8 protein-coding genes are annotated in these 8,136 nt (G+C 42.9%); 3 read left to right on the top strand and 5 right to left on the bottom strand.

Annotated features, from left to right (window positions below; all coding sequences use genetic code 11):
- Positions 1 to 384 (top strand): TOBE domain-containing protein (locus tag FWE37_08295; GenBank protein ID MCL2520978.1); only part of this gene is annotated, 384 nt, incomplete at its 5' end.
- Between the two features lie 143 nt (positions 385 to 527).
- Here FWE37_08295 and FWE37_08300 read toward each other — a convergent pair.
- Positions 528 to 1,247, bottom strand: a complete 720-nt coding sequence (locus FWE37_08300) for an RNA methyltransferase (GenBank protein MCL2520979.1) — start codon at positions 1,245 to 1,247, stop codon at positions 528 to 530.
- A 122-nt stretch (positions 1,248 to 1,369) separates the two neighbouring features.
- Here FWE37_08300 and FWE37_08305 point away from each other — a divergent pair, with 122 nt between their 5' ends.
- Entirely contained in the window at positions 1,370 to 1,741 is a 372-nt protein-coding gene (locus FWE37_08305; GenBank protein MCL2520980.1) for a metal-dependent transcriptional regulator, read from the top strand.
- Positions 1,742 to 1,816: 75 nt separating this feature from the next.
- Here the strand turns inward: FWE37_08305 and FWE37_08310 are convergent, their stop codons facing one another.
- From FWE37_08310 to FWE37_08325, 4 genes are all read right to left on the bottom strand, one after another.
- Positions 1,817 to 3,700: a hypothetical protein gene (locus tag FWE37_08310; GenBank protein ID MCL2520981.1), complete on the bottom strand. Its 1,884-nt coding sequence runs from the start codon at positions 3,698 to 3,700 to the stop codon at positions 1,817 to 1,819.
- Between the two features lie 120 nt (positions 3,701 to 3,820).
- Positions 3,821 to 4,504, bottom strand: a complete 684-nt coding sequence (gene pyrH, locus FWE37_08315) for a UMP kinase (GenBank protein MCL2520982.1) — start codon at positions 4,502 to 4,504, stop codon at positions 3,821 to 3,823.
- Positions 4,505 to 4,706: 202 nt separating this feature from the next.
- Positions 4,707 to 5,639 carry a peptidoglycan DD-metalloendopeptidase family protein gene (locus FWE37_08320; GenBank protein MCL2520983.1) on the bottom strand — a complete coding sequence of 311 codons (933 nt, stop codon included), beginning with the start codon at positions 5,637 to 5,639 and terminating at the stop codon, positions 4,707 to 4,709.
- Positions 5,636 to 7,042: a hypothetical protein gene (locus FWE37_08325; protein MCL2520984.1), complete on the bottom strand. Its 1,407-nt coding sequence runs from the start codon at positions 7,040 to 7,042 to the stop codon at positions 5,636 to 5,638. Before FWE37_08325 ends, FWE37_08320 begins: the two co-directional genes overlap by 4 nt.
- Positions 7,043 to 7,141: 99 nt before the next feature.
- Between FWE37_08325 and FWE37_08330 the strand changes: the two genes are divergently transcribed.
- The gene (locus FWE37_08330) at positions 7,142 to 7,684 is read left to right on the top strand and encodes a DUF4416 family protein (protein ID MCL2520985.1); all 543 of its coding nucleotides are present in this window, start codon (positions 7,142 to 7,144) and stop codon (positions 7,682 to 7,684) included.
- Positions 7,685 to 8,136: the final 452 nt, after the last annotated feature.

Below are 8,136 nucleotides of genomic sequence, written 5' to 3' on the forward strand. Positions count from 1 at the left end.
ATTAAAAAACATAAAGAAGTATTATTTGGTATAAGGCCAGAAGATATGGAAGTATTACCTACCGCCAGCGGCGCCGATATTGAAGCTGTCGTTAAGGTAGTTGAACCACTGGGCGCTCAAACTCAGCTCCACGTAGATATTGGCGGGCATGGTCGAACCATTACCACCGCCGATGCCACCGATGATGATGATAACGCTACCATTGGCGGCAGCCGCTTAACAGCTGTTACCGGACCGGAAGATAAATATCAAATTGGTGATAAAATTTACTTAAAGGTAAACCTTAACAAAGCCCACTTTTTTGATATGAAAACAGAAGCTTCGTTATTTTACAAAGGTGAGTACAGCGCCGATAAATACCGCGCAGCGGCTCATAAGGATTAATTAAAAACCTCTGTTACTGCGAGCTGTAGGTGCGCGGCAGTCCATATTATATAATATAACCGGCTTGCTTCGTCATCACTCGCAATAACAAAGATATTTTTACCGATACACCCTATAAACTCTCTTTTAAAGAGTTTATAGGGTTATTTATAATGTTCTGTGTTAATATTAGCAATTTTATCAAAAAAATTATATAAATAATGTTCTTCGCGGCTGGTCAGGCCGGCACGGCCCAAAATATCGTGCCAAAACATGGCGGCCTCTTTTTTACCGGTAGCTCCGCTAATGGCAAAAAAAGCTAACTTATCAAGGTTAGTAATAGCATGTTCACTCAGGGCCGCTACTTTTTCGTGGTTAATTAAATTAAACCGTTTAGGCGTAATGTTTTTAGTTTTAAATAACTCGTAACAAATAAGCTGTACGGCGTGGCTTAAATTAAGGCTGGGGTAACTTTCGCTGCTGGGGATAGTAACCAGCCGGTGGCATAGCGCCAGCTCGTCATCGCTTAGACCGTCTCTTTCGTTCCCAAAAACAATGGCTATTTCACCCTCAGTATAGTCACTGCACAAAGCTGCCAGCTCGCCGGGTAATAAATAATGGTTTTTACGGTGTTTTCCGTGCCGCCGGCAAGTACCCACCGCCAAAATACTACCGGCTAAGGCCTGCTGTAAATTATCAAAATATTCGGCTTGTTCAAAAATATTAAAAGCCGTTAAACTCCACTGTTTAACTTCATCGGTATTAATGGGGGCCGGCTTTACCAATTTTAAGTTGCTAAAGCCCATCGTTTTAATGGCCCGGCAGCTGGCGCCAATATTGATGGAACCTTCGGGCCGGCATAATACTAAGCTAATTTGCTTCATTAAACTATTGTAAAGCAATTAACGGCCTTTGCCTACTAGCGATTGCCATCTTTTAGTTATTAAAAATCACCTATAAAAAGCTCAAGCTCAAGTAAAAATGGCCGATAGCTTAACTATTAACTATGCAGGAATCTACCGAAAATTACCTTGAAACCATCTTTATGTTAAGTAAAGACAGTAAAACTATTCGCTCTATCGATGTAGCTAATGCCCTAGCCTACAGCCGGCCCAGCGTGAGTATTGCCATGAATAAATTACGGCAAGATGGCTACATCGAGGTGAGCAGCGATGGGTTTATTCTTTTAACCAAAGAAGGCCGCAATATTGCAGAGGCTATCTTTGAAAAACATACCCTTATTTTAAATTGGTTAATATCTTTAGGGGTAGATAAACAAATTGCCCTAAAAGATGCCTGCAAAATAGAACATATTATTAGCGAACAAAGTTTTTTAGCTATAAAAAATTTTATTGCTAAAGCAAACCCGCTTACTTAAATGAATGGATTGCCGCAAGACTAAAGCCTCTCGTAATGGTAAAAATTTATTTGAATAACTATTGCCTAAAATAAATTATATACGTAAATTTAAATTATTAAAAGCTATAAGCTCATCGGCGTTAATGTTAAAGCTGGCTAACAGGCGGCCGGCTAAGGTGCGGTTTTCGGCCCTAATGGCTAAAAAATTGTTAAATAAAGCCGCTCTATCGTTAAAAAAATTACGGTACCCGGCTTGCAAGGCCGTTTGCTGGCTGGCTAGCTGCCGCCAAGCGGCGCTGCGCTGGGCAATAGTAGTTTGCAGCTGCCTTATATGCTGGTTATTACTCGCCAGCGGGTTGGCAGGGCTTTGGATAAGCTCTCTAAAGTTAGCTTGCTCGGCGGCAATGGCCAAATTTAACTGCAACTGCAAAGCGCTAATGGCCAAAGCCTCGCTCACTAAAGGGTTGGTTTGGTAACCGGCCAAGCTATTACGGTAGTTAGTCGCCCCAACAAAAAGCCTTCTAAAACTATTTAAATCTAGCTGGATACGGTTATTACGTGTGGCCGTTAAATAATTACTCCAAGCCTCTTCGCTGGTGATGGTGCGTAATAAATAATAAACGGCCTCAAAATTGTAGCTGCCGCCTTCAAATAAAAAAGCCGTTCGGCCATGACTAATAAATAAATTTAAAATAAGGTTATCGCTAGCTCCAGCCCGAGCAGCCGAAAAATAATTTAACAACACCGTTTCGTTAGCAGGAAAACTACTCTCTACCAAAGTAATGGTGGCGGCACGCACTTCGGCGTTAGGGTCGGCCAATAAGGGCAAAGCATAACTCACCGTTTGGTTGTTATTAAAACGCAAGGCAAAGTTTATGGCGGCTAAACGCACCAAAGCATTAGGGTGGCTAAAAAGCGTACGCGCTTCGTTTAAAAAGCTTAAGCCATAGTTATCGGCATAAATGGCGGCGGCTAAACGCATACCGGGATTATTACTGGCAAAAAGTTCGTGCAAAAAAGGGATAGCCGCCGGCATACTATTTTCGGCCAATTTAGCTATAATAAGCTCGCGGCTGTGCGGAAAACTATCGGCCTGCAAAAAAGCCAGCGATGGCTCCAGCACCCAGCGCCCTAAACTGCCGTAACCGGCAATAGCTCGCTCGCGCGTATAAATATCGCTATCGGCCGTTAAGGTTAACAGCTGATAAAGAGCCAAATTATTTTGGTATAACATTAACCAAAAAGGGGCTTTAAACCGTTCGTTACTATCGCTGCTGTTGGTTAAAGCCGTTAAAATGCTGTTAGGATAGTTAGGGTGCAAAATAACCAAAGCCAAAGCCGCTTGCTCGGCATTCCGGCTATCAAAGCTGGCCAGCAAAGTTAAAAGGGCTTCTTCGCCTTCCGCCCTTAAGTTAGCCAAGTGGCGGATAATCGCATTACGTTCGGGGTCGTTCAGTTCGTTATCTTCCAGCACTTCCATTAAGATGGGAATAGCCTCGCCGGTAGCGCGCAGCATAACATTTAAGCTTTCGGTTCTTACGGCAGCGGCTTCATCAAAGAGTAAATTCCTTAATAAGACAAAAGTATCGAAGCTGGGGTTAAGGCCCAGCAGCCGCACGGCGGCCTGCCGCATTAAGGCCGCCCCATCTATCCCGCTTTGCTGCCTAACGTTATACCGCGCCAGCTCTTGCTGAAAGCTATCTAGCCCTAAAGGCGAAAGATTTACCGGCGGCTGGGGCCGTTCCTCTAGAGCGTAAGGGTTAGCGGCCTGTAGCCACGCCAGCAAAAGAGCGTAGTTATCCTCCGTAACGGTAAAAGCACGCGAATTATTAATAATACGCCTAGCTAAATTTACTTCGTCGGTAAAGCTGCTGTCTGGGGCAATATTTAAAGGAGTAGCACAAGCCAGCAGTCCTAAAAGCCACAAACCTTTTGCTAAGCCGGCTAAATAAAAACACTTTGATAAAAAATTGGGCATACCTATATTATACAACTCTTTTTAGGTAATAGCTAATAATTAAGAGGTAATAATTTAGGTTGGCGGCAAAGCCGCTTTGCGACTATTCTTAGTTCTTAACTATTAATTACTACCTCTTACCTAATTAATGGTAGTACCTAAATACTCTTTATCCTCTAAAATGGCCTCTATATTGGCAAAGTTTGTGCCGCCGGCAATAATGGCCGTTAGCCCATGCTGTTTAGCCAGTAAAGCCGCTATAGGGTCGAAAGGCAAATTAGAGCCCGGCAACCAAGTGGTGCCCAGCATAGCCGTTAAGTTATTCCAGCTGGTATGGGTAATTTTTTGCGCATTGCTATTCGTTTTAGGGTCGCTATCGTATAGATAATCGATGTTAGAAAGATTAATCACCACTTTACCGCCAAAACGGCCGGCTAAAACGGCGGCATCGTAATCGGTAGAAAAGCCGGGTTTCCAGCCCGAAGCCACCAAAATACGGCCTTTATTAAAAGGGGCCGTCTCGGGATTATCAGCAATAGGCTCGGGGCAATAATCGGCAAAAACGGCTTTAATTAAAGCGGCATTAATTTTAGTGGCGGCAATACCTAACCAATCCAGCTCGTCATTACTTACGGCAGGCGCTAAAGCCCGCAAAGCATTTTGATAGCTGCGCGCCGTAGCCCCGCCGCCGGTAACCAAGATAAGCCGCCGTTCTTTATCTTTATTTAAAAAATTAATGACAATTTCTTTAAAATTATTAATAAAATTTTCATCAACTAAATTGGGCGCAATCAGCGAGCCGCCCAACGAAATAACTTTAGTCATTGTTAAGCTCGTTACCGTAATTTGCTACGTTATAGTCATTTTCGGCGCCATAATAACCGGCGGCAATAAAAGTTATGCCGGCAAATAACAAGGCAGTAATTAAAATAATTTTACGCATATTAGCTCCACTATAATTTTAATTTGGCCATTTAAAGTTAATCGGCCAAATTTGTATTTACCACAAATTTCCTTACTCTCCAATTTATTTTAAAAAGAGCAAAGGGTCAACTGCTTTTCCATCTTTTAACAAAGAAAAATACAAACTGCGGCCGTTGCCTAAGCCGCTGCGGCCTACCGTCGCAATCACATCGCCGCGCCTTACCCGGCTGTTTATGCCTAAAGCAGGACGGTTTAAATAACCATAAAAGCTTTGCAGGTGGCCGTGATCCAGCACCACATAAAACCCAAAGCTCGAGTGAAAACCGCTTTGCGTAACCACACCATCGGCGGCGGCATGAACCGTTTGATTCTCTATAGTACTAAAAACAAGGCCGTAGTTATGGCTGGTGGTAGCCGTAAGGCCGTGCGTTATTTCGCCGAAAAAACTGCGCACGTTACCGGCTACGGGGAAACTTAAATGGCTGCCCACAATCCGGTTAAAATCGCGGCTGCTTAAGCCGGCGGAAGGAATAAATAATTGTAACCCGCGGCGGATAGGCCGGTCTTCCAGCCTATTAACGGTACGTAATAAATCTTCGCTCACCTCAAACCGGCGGGCGATGGTAGCCAAACTATCAAACCGCCTTACTATATAGTTAATACCATCTTGATTAGGAATCACCACCTCGCTGCCTTCGCTTAAGCTGCCTAAATCGCTCACGGCATTAACACTCAGCAAGGTGGCCAGCTGTAAATTGTGCTGCCTAGCCAGCAGCGATAAACCTTCGCCTTGCCGCAGCGTAGTACTATAAAAACGCACAGCTGTATTATCGGCGTTTTGGCTGTTATGGCTGCCGGCAAAGATAGAGATACGCTCAAGCGGTGGGCTGGGTAACACCCAGTAGCCATCGCTATTAAAGGCAGGCGGCGGCAAGTGCTGTAAATGACTGCCTATAATAATTAATAGGCCAAAGCTAACGGCTAAAGCCGTTAAAAAAGAGAGGGTAAAACAACTTTCTTTTAAATTTTTTATCATAAAGCTGGTTTAGCAGCTAATAATTCTTTAGCGCTAATATATTCGTGCCTAAACTCTACCACACGGCTTATCACTTGTTTAATATTATTAACCTCTATCTTTATACCTTTAACCGAAAGTTTTTTATTAGCCGCTAAATTTTCTTTAAAAAAATTATCCAAAGCTAATAAATCGGTGGTTATTTCGCGGCTTTCGGTAATGTGTTTACTAAGCAGTTTGTCTAAATCTTCATCGGCCATATCGTTTAATTTTTTATTAACTTGCGGGTTACTGTTAGCAAAGCTGGTAAAAAATTTAAGGCGGTTTTCTAATTTATCAATAAACTTATCAAAATCTATCTCTTTACGGTGCGTACTGCCGCTGGCAGGGTCGACAAATGCCGTTTTATAAACCACAGCGGGCGAACCTGCTGCAAATCTGCGCAGCCATAAAGCAAATTTTTGCCCAAAACTTAAGCCGTATTTAGTGTAGCCTAAATTGTTTTGCTCCAGTTTTTTAATAACGCTATCAAATAAAAAGGCCAAACGGCCCAGCTCAAAAAAGGCCGCTATTATGCTATCTTTAGGGTTTTTAGCGGCGGCTTCTTTCTTTTTAGTCGGCGCTTTTGCTTCGGGCTTATCGCCGGCCGGCAAATTTTGCAGCGCCTGCAAAACATTATTTTGCAGCTCTTCGGCTTTGTCGCCATATATTTCGGCACAGGCCTCTACCACCAATTCGCGGTAAAAAGGCAGCTTGCCGCCCACCATTACCTTACGCAAACCGTTAATAAATTTATCCTCGCCTTTGGCATAAGGGAGAGTACTATCAAAACTCAGGCCGGCAAAGTAGGTAGTGCGCAAAGTGTGTTTGTAAAGCTCTTTTTGATAAGAAGTAAAGTCGCGGATAGCCTCGATGGCCCCCCTAGTAGCCATCGTCATTTTTTTGCCTAACCCCATCAGCATTTTTTCGCTCACGCCATCGCTGCGGGTTTCTTTAGTTAATAAAGAGAGGCAATCGGTCATATAATTTTCGCTGGAAACCCCAAATTGCTGCCACTCTATATAACGCAGCAAACCGGTTAACCTTTTTAGCTGCACTAAAGTAAGGGCTTCGGCGCTTATTTTAAAGGAATGAGCGGCGTAATCGTACAGTTGGTTAAGCTCGGCAAGACGCAGCGAGAGCTCGGACACCCTTTGGCCATCGGAAAAAACCTCTTTGCTGGGCAAAGTAAGGGTACTTAACCGGGCCTCATCGTTGTACTCGTAAGCTCTAATAACATTTTTATTTAGAAAAATGTTATAGATGTTACGAAAGGTTTCGTGTAAATTTATTAAGTTATCTTTTAAGTTGGCAACGGCTTCTTTACTAAGGGAGTCTTGCTTAGTTTGCAAGGCTAATAGTAACTCTTCGTCATAGTTTTTCATAAATTTAGTTTAAAGTAGCTCCCCAATCTTGTGTAAATACTATTACTATATTATGCTAATCGGCAACTTTAAGCAAAAAAATTACAGGAGCAAGTTATTATGGCACAAACCCAGCCCTTTATTAAAGAAAAACTTATCTGCGGCCTTTTATTTAAAGACGATAACTTAGGCCGGCAAGCCAAAGACGCCCTTATTAACCGCTTTGGCCCGTGCGACTACCAAAGCGAGGTTATGCCTTTTCATTTTTCGAGTTATTACAATGCCGAAATGGGCGCAGGCATTAAGCGGCAATTTATCGCGTTTGAAATGCTTTACGACCCTTCGTTATTAGCCAATATTAAAATACAAAGCAACAGCTTTGAAGAAGCTCTGGCCCTAAACGGCCGGAGGCAAGTAAACATCGACCCCGGTTTTATCGCCGGCGGCCATCTTATTTTAGCCACCACCAAAGCCAGCGGCCACCGTATTGCTTTAAACGCCGGTATTTACGGCGAACTTACTTTATTTTATAGCCGTAAAGCTTTTCAGCCGCTGCCGTGGACTTATCCAGATTTTAAAAGTGATGAAATTAAAGAATGTATGACGCAAATACGCAGCATGTACCGCCGGCAGCTTAAGCGGCAAATACAAGAGCCGGGATAATCTTGCCTTGACAAGGCAAGATTATCATATTATAGTAAAGAAAATGGCATATAGCCAATAGTATCGATTTCCACCTCTGCACTATAAAATCGACAAAATTTTATAATGAGGAGGCAAAGTGATGAGAGTACCCACTTTCATTAAGAAAGTGCTACTAGCACTGCAGTTCGTATACTATATGCTAGTAGCCATTTTGCCACGCTAATAAATGTGGCACACCAAAAAGCTTATTAAGAAGCTTCTCCTGCCCCTATTTGACGATAGGGCAAGGTTTTTATAATATAAGTATAACCGGTTTTAAGTTATTTGTCAACGCCATTACCTCCGCTAGGAGTGGCCAAAAGATAGCTAAATAAAATCGGCATGGCTACAGCCGTAGTCTCCTTGATAATCTTTCCAGTTAGGGTGAGCCTTATGCCAAAGGTATTTTTCTTCTCCAAACTTATTATAGG

This window comes from Spirochaetaceae bacterium, from assembly GCA_009784515.1.
Taxonomy (GTDB): Bacteria; Spirochaetota; Spirochaetia; order WRBN01; family WRBN01; genus WRBN01.

Bases quoted from the DNA above. Each gene is read 5' to 3' on its own strand.
- FWE37_08310 (MCL2520981.1), bottom strand. From the start codon at position 3,700: ATGCCCAATTTTTTATCAAAGTGTTTTTATTTAGCCGGCTTAGCAAAA.
- FWE37_08305 (MCL2520980.1), top strand. From the start codon at position 1,370: ATGCAGGAATCTACCGAAAATTACCTTGAAACCATCTTTATGTTAAGT.
- FWE37_08300 (MCL2520979.1), bottom strand. From the start codon at position 1,247: ATGAAGCAAATTAGCTTAGTATTATGCCGGCCCGAAGGTTCCATCAAT.
- FWE37_08330 (MCL2520985.1), top strand. From the start codon at position 7,142: ATGGCACAAACCCAGCCCTTTATTAAAGAAAAACTTATCTGCGGCCTT.
- FWE37_08325 (MCL2520984.1), bottom strand. From the start codon at position 7,042: ATGAAAAACTATGACGAAGAGTTACTATTAGCCTTGCAAACTAAGCAA.
- pyrH (MCL2520982.1), bottom strand. From the start codon at position 4,504: ATGACTAAAGTTATTTCGTTGGGCGGCTCGCTGATTGCGCCCAATTTA.
- FWE37_08320 (MCL2520983.1), bottom strand. From the start codon at position 5,639: ATGATAAAAAATTTAAAAGAAAGTTGTTTTACCCTCTCTTTTTTAACG.